This is a genomic window from Mesorhizobium delmotii (assembly GCF_900149755.1).
Classification (GTDB): Bacteria; Pseudomonadota; Alphaproteobacteria; order Rhizobiales; family Rhizobiaceae; genus Mesorhizobium; species Mesorhizobium delmotii.
The window spans coordinates 63,780-80,716 of sequence record NZ_FUIG01000035.1 but is presented as its reverse complement, the minus strand read 5'-3'; the positions used below and the strand labels follow the sequence as shown (position 1 = coordinate 80,716).

Genomic DNA, 16,937 nt, shown 5'->3' with positions numbered 1-16,937 from the left:
AAGGCCGGAAGCGCAGAAAACGCCATCAGATGGCCGCCAGAGTAGAGTTTCCAAACGGTCTCTAACTTTCGAGTGCTTCTGCGGCGCGCTTGAGGAGCGCGCCGCGATCCAGCGCAAAGCCGGACTCGATCCACTCGTTTTCGAGGTTCTTCAAGGTTGCGCCGAGTTTCGGTCCGGGCGACGCGCCAAGCGTCGTCAGATCGGCGCCCTTGAGCGGAAAATCGGGCTTTTTCCACTTTCCGGTGAAGGCCAGCAGGCGCGAGAAGCCGCCGGCTTCGAGCAGCGCGTCATTGTCCTCGACGGCGCGGGCTCGAGCGGAAGCGAGCGACAGCCGCAAGCGATCGACAACGCCCTGATGATCGCCACGATAGAGCCGTTTTGCTAGTTCGGCTTCGGTCGTCTTCGGTTCGACAGGCGCTGTCAGCGCCCACTGCCTCAGACGGCCGGCATCGCTGATGGAGAATCTCAGCCGGTCAGCGAGCATCTTCATCCGCGCGGCGTCCGGCGGCACGATCGCTTCCAGCCTGAGCAGCGGATCCGGCGTCCAGCCTAGATCCTTCTCGGCCCTGGTCAGCGCATGGATCGCATCGATGCCCCATTTCTCGCTCTCCGGCAGAACGCTGGTGAGCACGCTGGCCTGGCGCATCCACAGCAAAGCGCGCGATGGATCGGGGGCCGACAGCAGCTTCTTCAGCTCGGACCAGACGCGCTCGACCGAGAGTTGGCCGAGCCCCTCCTTGAGCCGGGCGCAGGCCTTCAGCCCTTCGGCATCCGGCCGGCCGTCGCCATACCAGGCGAAGAAGCGGAAAAAGCGCAGGATGCGCAGATAATCCTCGCGGATGCGCGCCTCCGGATCGCCGATGAAGCGCAGCCGGCGCGCCTCGAGGTCGGCGACGCCGCCGACCAGGTCGACGATCGTCCCGTCGGCCTCGGCATAGAGCGCGTTGATGGTGAAATCGCGCCGTTCCGCGTCGGCCTTCCAATCTCGTCCGAACGACACCTTGGCCCGCCGTCCGTCGGTCTCGATGTCGGCACGCAGCGTGGTCACCTCGAACGGCTTCCCGCCGGCGACAATCGTGATGGTGCCGTGCTCGATGCCGGTCGGCACGGCCTTGAAGCCCGCCGCCTCGGCGCGGCGGATGGTTTCATCAGGCACGGTCGTGGTGGCGATATCGACGTCGGCGACCGGCTGGCCGATGAGCGCATTGCGCACCGCACCGCCGGCGACACGCGCCTCCTCGCCGCCAGCCGCCAGCGCCGCCAGCAGGCGCTGCAGGTGCCGTTCGCCGAGCCAGTCGGCCTTGCCCGCGAGCGACATCCGGCCGCTCACGTATAGAGCCTTTCGTAGAGCGTGCGGATGATGCCGGCGGTGACCCCCCAGATCCGCTGGCCGCCATAGGGCATTTCGTAGAAGACCCATTCGAGGTCGTTCCACATGCGGCTGTCGCGGCCGTGGTTGGCCGGGTCCATCAGGAAGCGCAGCGGAACTTCGAAGGCGGCGTCGACCTCCTGGGAATTCAGCGTCAGTGAAAAACCCGGCCGCACTATTGCCAGCACCGGGGCGATCCGGTAGCCGCTGCCGGAGACATAATCGGGCATGCGGCCGATGATCTCGATGCGGTCCCGGCCGAGACCGATCTCCTCGAATGTCTCGCGCAAGGCCGCCGCCTCCGGGCTCGCATCGCTCGGGTCGATCGTGCCGCCGGGAAAGGCCACCTGCCCCGAATGGTTGCGGAGCTTTTCCGCCCGCTTGGTCAGTAGAACCGTGGCGTCGCGTCCGTGATCGACCACCGGGATCAGCACCGCGGCATCGCGCAGCGCCTTTGCGAGCTTCAAACGCGGATGGCCGGGGTTGAAGCGATGGTCGCCATAATCGTCGGCGGCATGCGCCAGCGGCTGTGCCGCGACGCGAGCGCGAAAATCCGCGGCGGAAAACGGCGCCGGCGTCACTTGGTCCATAGCGTCACCTGGTCCATCATGCCCCGGTCCATTTGGCGCTGCCCTCTCATGCGCTCAGCCGCTGCAGTTTTTCGGCCGGCATTATCGGATAAACCGCGCCCTTCGAGCGGACGGCAAACATCCTTCGACCGCCGACCTCGATATCCTCGCCATGCTCGACCAGTTCATACATCACCGGCCGCGCCACCAGCGCCTCCAGCCGTCCGCGCACCAGCACATAGGGTTTCAGGCCGCCGGTCGCGTCCTCGTCGACGAAGCGCAGCGGATGCTCCGGCCCGGCCTCGACCACATCTCCGACATTGGTGCGAAAGGTGACGACTTGGCCATCGCCGGTGCCGCAAACATCCATCTCGACGGCGATGAAAGGCGCATCGACGACGCGGATGCCGACCCTTTCCACCGGCGTCACCAGATAGGTCTTGCCGTCTTCGTCCTTGCGCAGCACGGAGGAAAACAGTTGCACCAGCGGCATGCGGCCGATCGGCGTGCCCTGGTAGAACCAGGTGCCGTCCTGTCTGATCTCCATGTCGAGATCGCCGCAAAAAGCCGGGTTCCAGCGCTCTACTGGGGCCGGCCCCTTGCCCGCGCGGGCGGCACGCGAGATCAGCGCCTCCAGTCCGCGCGCCTCGGTCGCGGTCGTCAAACTTCCTTCACGATCTTCGGCGCGTTCTGTCATGGTCACGAAATAGTCACTGTTGTTCCGCTTGTCAGCATAAGTCAGTGATTTAAGTTCAAAGACAGGCGCCACTCGAGGCCGAATCGCGGCACTCTGTGGCGTCTTAGGTGCAAGCCGGTATTTCCAACGAGAAGGATCGATGCTGCATGAGCGTGATGATCAAGGAAAGCCCGATCAGCGAAAAGGACATGATCGCCCAGGCCGAGACGGCGCTGGCCGACATTTCCAGGGTTCGCGAGGGCGTCGGCCGCGTCATCTTCGGCCAGGAAAGCGTCGTCGAACGCACGTTGGTGGCGCTGTTGGCCGGCGGTCATGCGCTGCTGGTCGGCGTGCCCGGCCTCGCCAAGACCAAGCTGGTCGAAACGCTGGGCATCGTGCTCGGCCTCGATTCCCGCCGCATCCAGTTCACGCCCGACCTGATGCCGTCCGATATTCTCGGCTCCGAGGTGATGGAGCAGGACGAATTCGGCAAGCGCTCCTTCCGCTTCATCTCCGGGCCGATCTTCGCGCAGCTGCTGATGGCCGACGAGATCAACCGCGCCTCGCCGCGCACCCAGTCGGCGCTGCTGCAGTCGATGCAGGAATACCACGTCACCATTGCCGGCGTCCGCCACGACCTGCCGGCGCCCTTCCACGTGCTGGCGACGCAGAACCCGCTGGAGCAGGAGGGCACCTATCCGCTGCCCGAGGCGCAGCTCGACCGTTTCCTGATGCAGGTCGACATCCTCTATCCGGAAATCGAGGCGGAGCGCCGCATCCTTCTGGAGACCACCGGTATCGAGGACGCCAAGGCGCAGAACGTGCTGCAGCCGGCGCGGCTGAAGGAGATCCAGACCCTCATTCGCCGCATGCCGGTGCCGGAAAGCGTCGTCGAGGCGATCCTCCAGCTGGTGCGCTCGGCGCGCCCCGGCCAGGGCAATGCCGAGACTGACAAGCACGTCGCCTGGGGCCCGGGGCCGCGCGCCAGCCAGTCGCTGACGCTATGCGCCCGCGCCCGCGCCCTCTATGATGGACGGCTGGCGCCCTCGATCGACGATATCAGAGCGCTGGCCGAGCCGGTGCTGCAGCACCGCATGGCGCTGACCTTTGCCGCCCGTGCCGAGGGCACGACCGTGCGCGACGTGGTGGCGAAACTGGCAAAAGGCATCTGATGGCGCGTATAGGCGAGGCCCAGGCACCGGCGGCGACGCGTGACGCGCTCGCCCGCGGCCGGTTGCGGGCGTCGCTGGTGCCGGACCTGCTGGTCGAGGCGCGCCGCATCGTCAACACGGTGATCGCCGGCTGGCACGGCCGCCGCAAGCGCGGCATCGGCGAGAATTTCTGGCAGTTCCGGCCCTATGTCGAAGGCGATTCCTCGCGTATCGACTGGCGCCGCTCGGCCCGCGACGACCACATCTATGTGCGCGACCGCGAATGGGAAGCCGCTCATACGGTGTGGCTGTGGGCCGACCCCTCGCCCTCCATGCTCTACAAATCGACAGGAGCCACCGTCTCGAAGGAATCCCGCGCGCTGGTGCTGGCGCTGGCCATGGCCGAGCTTCTGTCGCGCAGCGGCGAGCGCATCGCCTGGCCCGGGCTGACCGATCCGTTCACCGCCCGCAACGGCGCCGAGCGCATCGCGGCGCAACTCACCCATGCCGGCGAATTGCCGGTGAAGCCCGACCTATCCGCTATTCGCCGCTTCTGCGACATCGTCATCGTCAGCGACTTCCTCGATCCGGTCGAGGACACCATCGCCTGGCTCGACGTGCTCGCCCGCCACGGCGTGCGTGCCCATCTGATCGAGGTCGCCGACCCGGCCGAGGAGAGATTCCCCTATGCCGGCCGCACCGAGTTCACCGATCCCGAGACCGGCGACAAGCTGACTGCCGGCCGTGCCGAAACGCTGGGCGATGAATACCGACTGCTTTACATCGCCCGGCGTCAGGAACTGACCGACTGGTGCAAGCGGCTCGGATGGAGCTTCACCGTTAACCACACCGACCGCCTTGCCTCCGATGCGCTGGTGCGAGTCCACATGGCGATGACCGTCGATGGCAGCTCAGCCGGGAGGATCCGCGCGTGAGCTGGCTGCCGCTATCCTTCGGGGCACCGATGGTGCTGTGGGGCCTTCTGGCGCTGCCGGTGATCTGGTGGCTGTTGCGGTTCACCCCGCCCAAGCCGCAGACCGAGGTCTTCCCGCCGCTGAAGATCCTGGCCCGCGTGCTGAAGCGCGAGGAGACGCCGCAACAGAGCCCGTGGTGGCTGACGCTGCTCAGGCTGCTGATGGCGGCCCTCATCGTTGCGGCGCTTGCCGAACCTGTCTTCAACCCGCGTGAAAGACTGCCGGCCGAGGGCGCCGCTCTTGCGCTGGTCATCGACAATGACTGGGCAAGTGCCGCCGACTGGGGCCAGCGCGTCGCCACTGCCGAACGGCTGATCACCGATGCCAGCTCCAACGACGTGCCCGTCATCATCGCCTTCACCGCCGAGAAGCCGAATGCCGAGATCGGTCCCTTCGACGCCGCCACCGCGCTCGACCGGCTGCGCGCGGCAAAGCCGCGGCCGATCCCGACCGACCGCCCTGCCGTCTACGCCCGCGTCGCGGCAACCCTGGAGACCTTGCCGGGCGCCAGCGTTGCCGTGCTCGCCGACGGTCTGGCGGCGGAAGGCGACGAGGCCGCCTTCAACACGCTTTTGTCGAAGAACGCCGCCCGTGTCGTCTGGGCCGCCTCCGACCGGGCTGGCTTGATCGGCCTGACCGGCGCCGACAACCAGGTGGACGGCTTCGAGCTGACCGCCATCCGCGCGCCGGGCGATCCGGCGCCGGCTCAGGTGACCGCCGGCGCCTTCGACGACAAGGGCCGCCGCATCGCCGACGCCACGCTGACCTTCTCACCGGGCGAATCCACCGCCACCGGCACCATGGCGGTGCCGTTCGAACTGCGCAACGACTTCGCCTCGATCGCGCTCGACGGCCAGCGGCAGGCCGGCGTCGTCCGCGTGCTCGACGAGAATTCCAAGCGTCGCCGCGTCGGGCTGCTGTCGCAGGCCGAGGCCGACCAGGCGCAGCCGCTTTTGTCGCCGCTGTACTACATCCGCCGCGCGCTGCAGCCCTTCGCCGATCTGACCGAGCCGTCGAGCGCCGACCTTGCCGATGCCATCCCGCAACTCCTCGACCAGAAGCCGGCGATGGTCGTCATGGCCGATGTCGGCACCATTCCGGAGCAGGTGCGGCAAAGGCTGGTCGACTGGGTCGACAATGGCGGCACGCTGGTGCGGTTCGCCGGCTCGCGGCTGGTCGCCGCCGGCAATGACGATGACCTGCTGCCGGTCAGGCTGCGCACCGGCGAGCGTTCGCTCGGCGGCGCGCTGTCGTGGACGACGCCGCAGCCGGTCACAGATTTCACAAAGACCGGTCCCTTCGCCGATCTCGCTCCGCCCGCCGAGGTCACCGTCACCAGGCAGGTGCTGGCCGAGCCGACGCCCGATATCGTCGAGCGCACCTGGGCCACGCTTGCCGACGGCACGCCGCTGGTGACCGGGATGAAGAAGGGCAAAGGCACGCTCGTCCTGTTCCATGTTACGCCGGAGGCGACCTGGTCGAACCTGCCGATCTCCGGCAGCTTCGTCGAGATGCTGCGCCGCATCGTGCAATTGTCGCGCAACCAGGGCGCGGCGGCTGCCAATGCCGAGGCCGCCGCCACCTCGCTGGCGCCCTACCGCATGATATCAGCCGACGGCACGCTGGTGCCGCCGACGCCGGATGCACGGCCGCTGGTGCCGGGTGCCGGCCCGCTGCCGGTGACGTTCGACAACCCGCCCGGCCTGTACGGCTCCGAAACCGGCGTCCTCGCCCACAATCTGCTCAATGCTGAAAGCAGCTTCGCACCGCTGGTCCGTCCTCAGATCACCGTGCCGGTCACCACCATCCAGTATGCTTTCGACGAATCGCACAATTTGAAGGGCCCGCTGGTTGCGGCAGCCCTGTTGCTGATGGTGCTCGATACGCTGGCGGTGTTCTGGATGGGCGGCCTGTTCTCGCGCCGGCCGCGCCGCGCCGGCGCTGCCGCAACCGCCGCCGCCCTGCTGATCGCGCTCGGCGCCCTGGTCGGCCACACCGACATCGCCCGCGCCGACGATGCCAAACCTGGCGACGAACGGGCGATCGAGGACATTTCGAAGACCCGGATCGCCTATGTGCAGACCGGCGAACGGAGCGTCGATTCGATCAGCCAGGCCGGGCTGGAGGGCCTGACCCGCTTCCTGATCGAGAAGACCGCGCTCGAGCCGGGGGCGCCGGCCAGCGTCGATATCTCGAAGGACCAGCTTGCCTTCTATCCGCTGATCTACTGGCCGATCGATCCTGCCGCGCCGATGCCGAGCCAGGCCGCGATCGCACGCGTCGACGCCTATATGCAGCAGGGCGGCACGGTGCTGTTCGACACGCGCGACCAGTTCGCCACCGGCATCGGCGCGGATTCGGCCAGCCCGGCGACGGAGCGGCTGCGCGACATCCTCGGCAACCTCAACGTGCCGGCGCTGGAGCCGGTGCCGTCGGACCATGTGCTGACCAAATCCTTCTACATCCTGCCTGAGTTTCCCGGACGTTTCGCCGGCGGACCGCTCTGGGTCGCGGCGTCGCTCGAAGCCAGCAACACCGAGAACCGCCCGGTACGCACCGGCGACGGCGTCTCGCCGATCATGATCACCGCCAATGATTTCGCCGGCGCCTGGGCGGTCGACGAGAATGGCGACCCGCTTTTGCCGACCGTGCCGTCGGACCCGATGCAGCGCATTTATGCGCTGCGCGCAGGCGTCAACATCATGATGTACATGTTGACCGGCAACTACAAATCCGATCAGGTGCATGTGCCGGTGCTGCTCGAGCGGCTGGGGCAGTAAGCCATGAACTTGTCGCTCGCCTTCGAACCGCTCATCTCCTGGCCGCTGCTTGGCCTGGTGCTGGCGCCGCTGTTGCTGCTGGCATTGGTCGGTTTTTGGTTTCGCCAGCGCGGCGCGGTCTTCCGTTTTGCCGCCCTGCTGGCGCTGGGTGCGGCCCTGCTCAACCCGGTGTTGCTCGACGAAGAGCGTGAGGCGCTGAAAAGCGTCGTCGCCGTCGTCGTCGACCGCAGCCAGAGCCAGGACATTGGCGAGCGCACCAAGCAAACAGACGAGGCGCTGGCCGGGCTTCAGCAGCGTCTTGGCCGCTTCAAGCAGTTCGACGTCCGCGTCGTCGAGGCCGGCAAGTCGGAAGCCGCCGAGGAGCGCACCGAGACGCGGCTTTTCGGCGCGCTTGAAAGCGCTTTCCGCGACGTGCCGCCTTCGCGCATCGGCGGCGCCATCATGATCACCGATGGCGAGGTGCATGACGCCCCCGGCGGCACGCCCGACTTCAACGCCCCGCTGCACGCGCTGATCACCGGCAACGACCAGGAAAAGGATCGCCGCATCCGCTTCGAGAATGCGCCGCGCTTCGGTCTGGTCGGCAAGCCGCTCGAAATGACCTATCGCGTCATCGGCACCAACAACGAGGCCGGCTCGGTCGACGTGCGCGTGTCGGTCAATGGGGAGCAGGTTTCGGTCGAGCGCGCCACCATCGGCCAGGCCATGCCGCTGCAGGTGACCATTCCCGGCGCCGGCCGCAACATCGTCGAACTCGCCATCGACCCCGAGCCCGACGAACTCACCGACACCAACAACCGCGCCATCGCGCTGATCGACGGCATCCGCGAGAATTTGCGCGTGCTGCTTGTTTCCGGTGAGCCGCATGCTGGTGAGCGCACCTGGCGCAACCTTCTGAAATCCGACGCCTCGGTCGATCTGGTCCACTTCACCATTCTGCGGCCGCCGGAAAAGCAGGACGGCACGCCGATCAACGAACTGTCGCTGATCGCCTTCCCGACGCGCGAGCTGTTCGTCGAGAAGATCAAGGATTTCGACCTGATCATCTTCGACCGCTATCAGCATCGCGACGTGCTGCCGATCCTCTACTACGACTACATCGCCGAATATGTCGAAAAGGGCGGCGCGCTGCTGATCGCGGCAGGGCCTGAATATGCCGGCGAAAGCTCCATCGCCCGCACGCCTTTGATGTCGGCGCTGCCGGCGATGCCGACCGGCGAAGTCGTCGACAAGGCCTTCTATCCGCGCCTCACCGAGCTCGGCCAGCGCCATCCGGTGACGCGCGGGCTCGACGGCTCCGCCACCGAGCCGCCGCACTGGAGCCGCTGGTTCCGCACCATCGGCGTCGAGAACCCTGAGGGCGAGGCGGTGATGAAGGGGGCGGACAACCGACCGCTGCTGCTGCTCGACCGCAAAGGCGAAGGCCGCGTCGGCATGTTTCTGTCCGACCAGGGCTGGTTGTGGGCGCGCGGCTTCGAGGGCGGCGGCCCGCATGTCCAGCTCTATCGCCGCATCGCCCATTGGCTGATGAAGGAGCCCGAACTCGAGGAGGAGCGGCTGACCGCCGACGGCCGCGGCATGATGCTGGAAATCCGCCGCCAGACGATGAGCGACGATCCCGGCCCGGCGCAGATCATCACCCCGTCCGGCAAGGCGATGACCGTCAAGCTAGAGAGAGCCGAACCCGGCGTCTTCCTGGGCAGCATCGAAACCAGCGAGATCGGCCTCTATCAGGTCGGCAATGGCGACCTGAAGGCGCTTGCCCATGTCGGCCCGGTCAATGCGCCGGAATTCACCGACGTCGTCTCCACCGAGAACCGGCTGAAGGCGCCGGCCGAGGCCACCGGCGGCAGCGTGCGCCGGCTGGCGCAATCGTCGACCCTTGGCAATCTCACCGGCGGCGTGACGCTGCCGTCGGTCGTTCCGGTCCGCTCCTCGGGTGCGGCGGCCGGCAACGACTGGATCGGCCTGCGCACCACCGACGACAGCGTGCTGAAGGCCGTCTCGCGCGTGCCGCTGTTCGGCGGGTTCCTCGGCCTCGGCCTGCTGCTTCTGGCATTGGGCTCGATGTGGTACCGCGAGGGGCGGTAGCAAAGCGGTTTATCCTTCTCCCCTTGTGGGAGAAGATGGCCGAGCGGAGCTCGGTCGGATGAGGGGTGTTCCAGCTTGACACCGACGGCGCCTCGTCCAGCACCCCTCAACCGTCTTGTCGCTCCGCGACAATCCACCTTCTCCCACAGGGGGAGAAGGGAAAACCGCTCTACTCCTCCGGTTCTGTCGTGAACATCAGCGGGTAGCCCTTGGCCTTGCCGGCATCGGTCGCCCGTGTCGCCTTGGTCTCCGCGACGTCCCTGGTGAAGACGGCGACGACGCAGACGCCGCGCTGGTGCGCGGTGATCATCACCCGCCGCGCCTGGTCTTCGCTCAGCTTGAATTCGCCCTTGAGCACCGTCACCACGAACTCGCGCGGCGTGAAATCGTCATTGAGGAGGATGACCTTGTAGAGCTTCGGCCGTTCGATTTGCGGCTTCGTCTTGGTGCGGGGTTTGGTGACGATCTCAGGCATCGGAACCGGCAACTGCGCGCAAGAATTTCGCTTTTATTCTGACATAGGCAAAAGCGGTCGTCCATTTTAAGCCGCGCACAAACCGCCTTCCCGGGAAGCGCGACCGTTCACAAGTCCGTGCCCATGCAATTGGCGAAATCCGTGACGGCAGCCAATCTCCCAGTGGGGGAGATGTGCGGCAGGACAGGCGCGCGCGAAGGAACGATACGGGCCGTTTCGTTTAGAAAACAGCTATCGCCGCAACACCGCCGACAGCACGTCCCTGACGCCGATGGCGCCGACGAAGCGCGACTGGTCGTCGAACAGCGCCACCGGTGCGGTCTGCGAGCGGTGCATGGCCAGCATCACCGTCTTCAGCGAGGTGCCGGGATTGGCCCAGAATACCTGCGTCGTCTCCTCCGGCTGCGCCTCGACATCGGCGCACGACACCCAGAACGCCGGCTTGCCGTCGCGCTCGGCCGCCGCCACCAGCCCGTGCTCGTCGATCTTGAAACGCGTCGTCTTGCGGCGGTCGAGCCACACCCAGCCGTCCTCGCCGTGGTCGAGGTCGCGGCGGTCGCGCATCACGTTCCAGGCGGTCAGCACCGAGAGCGGATTCACATTGGCGATGAAGTCGCGGACATAGTCGTTGGCGGGGCGCAGCACGATGTCTTCCGGCGCGCCGGTTTGCACGATGCGCCCGCCTTCCATGATGGTGATGTGGCTGCCGATCTTCAGCGCCTCCTCGAGGTCGTGGCTGACGAAGATGATGGTCTTCTTCAGCTCGGCCTGAAGCTGCAGCAATTCGTCCTGCAGCTTGGTCCGGATCAGCGGGTCGAGCGCCGAGAACGGCTCGTCCATCAGCAGGATCGGCGCTTCGGTGGCAAACGCGCGCGCCAGCCCGACGCGCTGCTGCATGCCGCCGGAAAGCTCGTGGGCGTATTTCGACGCCCACTGGTCGAGGCCGACGAGCTTCAACTGGCGCTCGACGCGCGCCTTGCGCTCGGCTTCGGGCACGCCGGAAAGCTCTAGGCCGAAGCCGACATTTTCCGCGACGGTGCGCCAGGGCAGAAGGCCGAACTGCTGGAACACCATGGCGACCCGCGTCTGTCGGATGTGGCGCAGCGTGGCGGCGTCGCAAGCCGCGACATCGATCATGCGGTCGCCGTCCTTGACCATGACGTTGCCGCGCGCCGGCACGTTGAGCAAGTTGACGGCGCGGAGCAGCGTCGATTTGCCGGAGCCGGAGAGGCCCATCAGGACGGAAATCTCGCCCTCGTTGACGGTCAAATTGGCGCCGGCGCAGCCGAGCACGGCGCCGGTCTTCTCCAGGATTTCCTGACGCGTCGCGCCGCTGTCTACGAGCGCCAGCGCTTCCTTGCGCGCCGCGCCGAAGACGATGTCGACATTCTTGAAATCGACCGCGGCGCTCATTTGGCGGCTCCCGTGCCAATGCGGCTGATGCGGTCGAGGATGATGGCGAGCACGACGATGGCGAGGCCGGCTTCGAGCCCGAGCGGGATGTTGACCGAGTTCAGCGCGCGCACCACCGGCTTGCCGAGGCCGTTGGCGCCGATGAGCGCAGCGATCACGACCATGGAGAGGCAGAGCATGATGCACTGCGTCAGCCCCGCCATGATGGTCGGCAGCGCCGCCGGCAGCTCTACCTTCCACAGGAGCTGGCGTTTTGTCGCGCCGAAGGCTTCGCCGGCCTCGATCATCGGTTTCGGCACCGAGGTGATGCCGAGATGCGTCAGGCGGATCGGCGCAGGAGCGGCGAAGATGACGGTGACGATGAGGCCGGGAGCGATGCCGAGGCCGAAGAGAATGAGCACCGGGATCAGGTAGACGAAGGTCGGCATAGTCTGCATAAGGTCGAGGATTGGCTGGAGATAGCGGTAGCCACGCTCGTTATGCGCCGCCCAGATGCCGATCGGCACGCCGATGGCCATGGAGGCCGCAGCGGCGCCCACGACCAACACCAGCGTCTCGACGGTTTCCTGCCAGAGATCCTGGTTGACGATGAACAGGAGGCCGAGCGCGACGGCAAGCGCCAGCTTCCATGATTTCTGCAGGTACCAGGCAAGCCCGGCTATGGCGGCAACCAGGAGAACCGGCGGGACGAGCAGCAAAAGATCGACCAGCCCGTCGAGAACGACGGTGAGCCCGTCGGCGATACTGTCGAAAAACCACTCGAAATTGGTGGTCAGGAAGTCGAAGAAGGTCTTGCCCCACCGCCCGATCGGGATCTTGAAGCTCGAAATCAGTTGCGAAACCGGATCCATGGCAAATGTCCCCTCATTTCTTCTTCACCCTCCCCTGGCGGGGTGGGTCGAACCGCGCAGCGGAGCGGGGTGGGGTGGTCACGCACCCCACCGCGGCGCGTGCCGCGCCTCCCCACAAGGGGGAGGGTGTAAGTCTGCTACGAACCCAGCGCGGTTTTCACGGCGGCCGCGGCGTCGCCGCCGTCGAACGTCGTCACACCGGCGAGCCATGGCGTCATCGCGTCCGGATTGGCCTTGAGCCATTCGGTAGCCGCGGCCTTCGGGTCGGCGCCGTCATTGAGGATCGCACCCATGATCTCGTTTTCCATCTTGAGCGAGAACACCATGTTCTTGAGCAGCGCGCCGACGTTCGGGCATTCAGTGGTGTAGCCGGCCCGGACATTGGTGGCGACGGTCGCGCCGCCGAAATTCGGGCCGAACACCTCGTCGCCGCCCGACAGATAGGCCATCTTGATGTTGGCGTTCATCGGATGCGGCTCCCAGCCGAGGAAGACCACGTCTTCGCCCGATGCGGCCGCCTTCTGCACCGCCGACAGCATGCCGGCCTCCGAGCTTTCGACGAGCTCGAAATCCTTCAGGCCGAACTTGTCGGCGGCGATCATGTCGAGGATCAGGCGGTTGCCGTCATTGCCGGCTTCGATGCCGTAAATCTTGTTGTCGAGCTTGTCCTTGAACTTGGCGATATCAGCGAAATCCTTGAGACCGGCGTCATAGGTGTGCTGCGGCACGGCGAGCGTATACTTTGCGCCTTCGAGGTTGGTCACGATCGTCTCGACCGACTTGTCTTCGAGATAGGGCTTTATGTCGGCTTCCATGGTCGGCATCCAATTGCCGAGGAAGACGTCGACGTCCTTGTTCTTCAGCGAGGTGTAGGTGACCGGAACCGACAGCACCTGCACGTCGGGTTCGTAGCCGAGCGCTTCGAGGATGACGCTGGCGGTAGCGGTGGTGGCGGTGATGTCGGTCCAGCCGACATCGGCAAAACGCACCGGCTTGCAGCTTTCCGGCTCGGCGGCGAGTACGCCGCCCGCGGAAAGAAATGCCGCCAGACCGAAGCCGGCGGCGAATAGTTTCATACGCGACATCATGTATTCTCCCATTGTGATCTATCGGCGAAGCGAAATTGCGGTTTTGTCTCCGCCTTGTTTCGTCAGCCAAACACCATTCTGGTGCGGTTTCAAGCGATAAGACAATCGCGATCAACGGCGCGGGCTGGCCGATCAGCGACACGTTCGCCGCTTTTCCGGTGGAATGTGAGGACGCCCCCTCCCCGCGCCGGGACAACTCGGCTTAAAAGGGCGGCATGGCCAAGCTGTACTTCCACTATGCGACGATGAATGCCGGCAAGACGACGATGCTGCTGCAGGCCTCGTACAATTACCGCGAGCGCGGCATGACGACGATGCTGTTCGTCGCCGGCCATTACCGCAAGGGCGATACCGGGCTGATCTCGTCGCGCATCGGCCTGGAGACGGAGGCTGAGATGTTCCGCGACGGCGACGATCTGTTCGCCCGGGTCGCCGAGCATCACGACCACACGACCGTGCATTGCGTCTTCGTCGACGAGGCGCAGTTCCTCGAGGAGGAGCAGGCGTGGCAGCTCGCCCGCATCGCCGACCGGCTGAACATCCCGGTGATGTGCTACGGCCTGCGCACCGATTTCCAGGGCAAGCTGTTTTCCGGCTCGCGCGCGCTCTTGGCGATATCGGACGATCTGCGCGAGGTGCGCACCATCTGCCGCTGTGGCCGCAAGGCGACGATGGTCGTGCGCCTCGGCTCGGACGGCAAGGTGGCGAGACAGGGCGAACAGGTGGCGATCGGCAAGGATGTCTATGTCTCGCTCTGCCGCCGCCACTGGGAAGAAGAAATGGGCCGCGCCGCGCCCAACGATTTCATCGGCTTCACCTAAAGCGCGTCGCGTCTTCACGCGACGCGCTTCAGTTCTCGTTGTTATGCGTGTCGTTGTCCCAAAACCGCTGCGCACTTTTGGGCGACATGCATCAAGCCTGACCAGTGCTATTCCGCGTTGCGTGCGCATCGAACGGTGCGAGGAGGAGGGGAAAGAACCGGCAAGAAGAACCGCGATCGGGGAGCTATTCGTTGCTTTGTGACGGCAGTTATGCTAGTAGTTTGGCCATGGTGCTGATTGCGCCAACGACCCGCCGCCGAGGCGGGTTTTTTGTGTCGGGTTTCGGCGCTATCCTTCGCAAACTCCTAATCTTCCGCCTTCCCTTCCCCCCATGCCACACATATATTCGCGGCGGTTCGCGACACGAAACAGATGCCGAAGCGGGAGGCCCCTATGGCGACATTGCAGAATTTCGATGCCGAAATTGCCAAGACCAAGCAGGTCGTGCAGGACATGCGCACCAAAATCGAGCAGTCCGGCACGGTGCTCGACACGCTCGCCAAGACCGACAAGAAGATCGGCGACGCCAATTTCGACCTCGAGAACGCCCGCATCGAGGATGTGCTGAAGCAGCAGAAGGTGATGGAAGGCAACATCGCCGACTTGATCATCGGGCTGGAGGACGCCACCAACGTCTTCGGCGCCGAATTCGAGAGCATGAAGAACTACACCGGCTGGGAAAGCTTCGTCGGCATATTTTCCGACCAGAGCAAGCAACGCATGCGCACCGACCGCGTCCGCAACATGTCGCTGGCCGGCAATCTGCAGGAGCTTCTGGCGAAATCCGACACCATCGTCGGCATCCTCAAGGCGCAGAAGCAGATCCTCGACCAGCGTTACAAGACCTCCGAGGCCAGCCTGTCGCAGGTGATCGAGCGCCGCAAGGCGACCATGTCCAATCTGGAGACCGTGCAGAAGCGTATCGAGGAGCTCAATCCGATGCTGCTCGACATCGAGAACAAGATCGCCGCCTCGATCAGCCAGAAGGAGCGCACCGAGCTCGAAGGCGACCGTTCGAAACTGGCCACGGAGTACAATGAGAAGCAGGCCAAGGAGCAGGAGCTGCTGGCCGAAAGCCAGACGCTGGAGCGCTACACCTCGATGTTCCAGACCTTCGTCGATTCGCTCAACAACCAGATCGCGGCGCAGTCGACGCTGATCAACAAGCTGACCATCGATACCGAGCAGCGCATCGTCCTCTACAAGGCGCTGGAAGACTCGCTGAAGACCGCCGCCCAGCAGGACGTTGCCCACAAGATCAACACGCTGGGCAGCCAGGTCGACAACACCGCCGAGGAGACCATGGCCGGCATCGGCGCGGCCTCGCAGAAGCACATTGGCGATCTCCTCGAAATGCACGAGAAGAACATGGTGGCGACCGCCGACATCCAGCGCCGCAAGAAGCTGGCCGATGATGCCTTTGCCCGCCGCTTCGACGACGTGCTGAAGAAGCACAATGCGGCAAACTACGTGCAGTCGTAATTGCTGCACCCGCATCGCTCCGAAGGGCTGGCTGCATGACCCCCGAAAACGAAGCGGCAACGCGTTATTTCTCGGCGATCACGGCGGCACTCAGCGGCCTCGAAGTATTCATGCGCGACGATCGCTCGCCGCTCTACCGGCACGGCATCGTCGCCAAGATCGTCGCCGAATACATCGCGCGGCTCGACAACTCGTTTTCCTGCTGGCGCAACCGGCTGGGTTTCATGGAGACGTTCCGCATTTCGCGCGCCGAAAGCGGCTTTCCAGTCTTCCAGAACGTGCTCGAACTGGAAAACGATCGCCGCCAGGCCGATACGCGTCTCGCCAACATACCGCTGGCCGACGAGTTGCGCGAGGAAATGGCCGACTTCATCCTGCGCCACAAGGAATTCCCCGAGGCGCTGCAGAAGTCGATGGCCGAGCGGCTCTATCTGGAGGGCGTCAGAAGCGAGACGACCTTCGGGCCGTTCACCTTGGCGCAGACGGCAAAAGTCTCGGTCAATCCGAAGACCGGGCGACCCTACTATCTCGTCCATTGGGCCGCCTTCGACGGCAGCGCCAACCTGCCGCTGGTCTACATGGTGACGGTCGAGGATTCCTCCGAAGAGATGATCGGGCAGCTTGTCGACCGCAACGGCAAGCTCAACAACAAGGTCGACATTCCGCTTCCCGTTGAAGGGCTGCTCAATCCTGAGCTCGCCCACCGTTTCGACGACTTCACCGAGAAGAATTCCGCCTACAGCCTGTCGCCGGCGACGATCGCGGTCAACCTCGACAAGGATTTCGAGCCGCTCCACCCCAAGCAGCTGCGCCGCGTCGTGCTCGGTCCGTTCTATTCGGCAGGCATCACCGAGAACAATTCGACGGTGAGCGAAGTGCTGGCCAAGGTGCGCAAGCCGGAAAACGCCTGGCTGCTGACCTGGACCATCCAGGAGGTCTATTCCAAGGCCGAGAAGCCAGGTCGCAAAGGCCTTTTCTCAAGCGAGAAGGCGACGCAGGAATTCTTCATCGACACCGACGATCTGGAGGCGGCGCGACAGGGCGTGTCGAGCTACGAGAAGCATGCGCTGATCCCGCATGAGGCCTATCAGGCGCTCTACGCCGCCGGCGAGGCGCAGAAGATTTTTTCCGGCTACAAGGTCCACATCCTGTCCAAAGGACAGGTCATCAGTGACGTCTGACCGTCAAACCGCGGAG

At 65.1% G+C, this 16,937-nt stretch carries 14 protein-coding genes; 7 read left to right on the top strand and 7 right to left on the bottom strand.

Annotation, left to right across the window (positions count from 1 at the left end; all coding sequences use genetic code 11):
- Positions 1 to 61: 61 nt before the first annotated feature.
- The 3 genes from BQ8482_RS21115 to BQ8482_RS21105 are packed head-to-tail and all read right to left on the bottom strand — an operon-like array spanning position 62 to position 2,635.
- Entirely contained in the window at positions 62 to 1,318 is a 1,257-nt protein-coding gene (locus tag BQ8482_RS21115; protein ID WP_123149375.1) for a CCA tRNA nucleotidyltransferase, read from the bottom strand.
- Between the two features lie 8 nt (positions 1,319 to 1,326).
- The gene (locus BQ8482_RS21110) at positions 1,327 to 1,959 is read right to left on the bottom strand and encodes a CoA pyrophosphatase (protein WP_123149374.1); all 633 of its coding nucleotides are present in this window, start codon (positions 1,957 to 1,959) and stop codon (positions 1,327 to 1,329) included.
- A gap of 46 nt (positions 1,960 to 2,005) precedes the next feature.
- Positions 2,006 to 2,635 carry a DUF1285 domain-containing protein gene (locus tag BQ8482_RS21105; protein WP_123149373.1) on the bottom strand — a complete coding sequence of 210 codons (630 nt, stop codon included), beginning with the start codon at positions 2,633 to 2,635 and terminating at the stop codon, positions 2,006 to 2,008.
- Positions 2,636 to 2,781: 146 nt separating this feature from the next.
- Here BQ8482_RS21105 and BQ8482_RS21100 point away from each other — a divergent pair, with 146 nt between their 5' ends.
- From BQ8482_RS21100 to BQ8482_RS21085, 4 genes are read left to right on the top strand one after another with little or no spacing between them, the layout of a single operon-like run.
- Positions 2,782 to 3,786, top strand: coding sequence for an AAA family ATPase (locus BQ8482_RS21100; RefSeq protein WP_027151026.1), 1,005 nt, complete (start codon positions 2,782 to 2,784; stop codon positions 3,784 to 3,786).
- A complete protein-coding gene (locus BQ8482_RS21095) occupies positions 3,786 to 4,700 on the top strand; it encodes a DUF58 domain-containing protein (protein WP_123149372.1) in 915 nt (304 codons plus the stop codon). Before BQ8482_RS21100 ends, BQ8482_RS21095 begins: the two co-directional genes overlap by 1 nt.
- On the top strand, positions 4,697 to 7,519 hold the full coding sequence (locus tag BQ8482_RS21090) for a DUF4159 domain-containing protein (protein WP_123149371.1): 2,823 nt from the start codon (positions 4,697 to 4,699) through the stop codon (positions 7,517 to 7,519). Before BQ8482_RS21095 ends, BQ8482_RS21090 begins: the two co-directional genes overlap by 4 nt.
- 3 nt (positions 7,520 to 7,522) lie before the next feature.
- Entirely contained in the window at positions 7,523 to 9,610 is a 2,088-nt protein-coding gene (locus BQ8482_RS21085) for a hypothetical protein (RefSeq protein ID WP_123149370.1), read from the top strand.
- 169 nt (positions 9,611 to 9,779) lie between these two features.
- Here the strand turns inward: BQ8482_RS21085 and clpS are convergent, their stop codons facing one another.
- The 4 genes from clpS to BQ8482_RS21065 form a co-directional block, all read right to left on the bottom strand.
- A complete protein-coding gene (clpS, locus tag BQ8482_RS21080; RefSeq protein WP_029349886.1) occupies positions 9,780 to 10,085 on the bottom strand; it encodes an ATP-dependent Clp protease adapter ClpS in 306 nt (101 codons plus the stop codon).
- A gap of 231 nt (positions 10,086 to 10,316) precedes the next feature.
- A complete protein-coding gene (gene choV / locus BQ8482_RS21075) occupies positions 10,317 to 11,498 on the bottom strand; it encodes a choline ABC transporter ATP-binding protein (protein ID WP_123149369.1) in 1,182 nt (393 codons plus the stop codon).
- Positions 11,495 to 12,349: a choline ABC transporter permease subunit gene (gene choW / locus BQ8482_RS21070; protein WP_095494431.1), complete on the bottom strand. Its 855-nt coding sequence runs from the start codon at positions 12,347 to 12,349 to the stop codon at positions 11,495 to 11,497. Before choW ends, choV begins: the two co-directional genes overlap by 4 nt.
- Before the next feature lie 137 nt (positions 12,350 to 12,486).
- Positions 12,487 to 13,434 (bottom strand): choline ABC transporter substrate-binding protein, encoded by a 948-nt coding sequence (locus BQ8482_RS21065; protein ID WP_123149414.1) that lies wholly within the window; start codon positions 13,432 to 13,434, stop codon positions 12,487 to 12,489.
- Between the two features lie 218 nt (positions 13,435 to 13,652).
- On the opposite strand from BQ8482_RS21065, the gene BQ8482_RS21060 reads away from it, so the two are divergent.
- The 3 genes from BQ8482_RS21060 to BQ8482_RS21050 all read left to right on the top strand — a co-directional run bounded on the left by BQ8482_RS21060 (position 13,653) and on the right by BQ8482_RS21050 (position 16,921).
- Positions 13,653 to 14,258 (top strand): thymidine kinase, encoded by a 606-nt coding sequence (locus BQ8482_RS21060; RefSeq protein WP_123149368.1) that lies wholly within the window; start codon positions 13,653 to 13,655, stop codon positions 14,256 to 14,258.
- A gap of 393 nt (positions 14,259 to 14,651) precedes the next feature.
- Positions 14,652 to 15,740 (top strand): hypothetical protein, encoded by a 1,089-nt coding sequence (locus BQ8482_RS21055; protein WP_123149367.1) that lies wholly within the window; start codon positions 14,652 to 14,654, stop codon positions 15,738 to 15,740.
- A 35-nt stretch (positions 15,741 to 15,775) separates the two neighbouring features.
- A complete protein-coding gene (locus BQ8482_RS21050; protein WP_123149366.1) occupies positions 15,776 to 16,921 on the top strand; it encodes a hypothetical protein in 1,146 nt (381 codons plus the stop codon).
- Positions 16,922 to 16,937 lie beyond the last annotated feature (16 nt).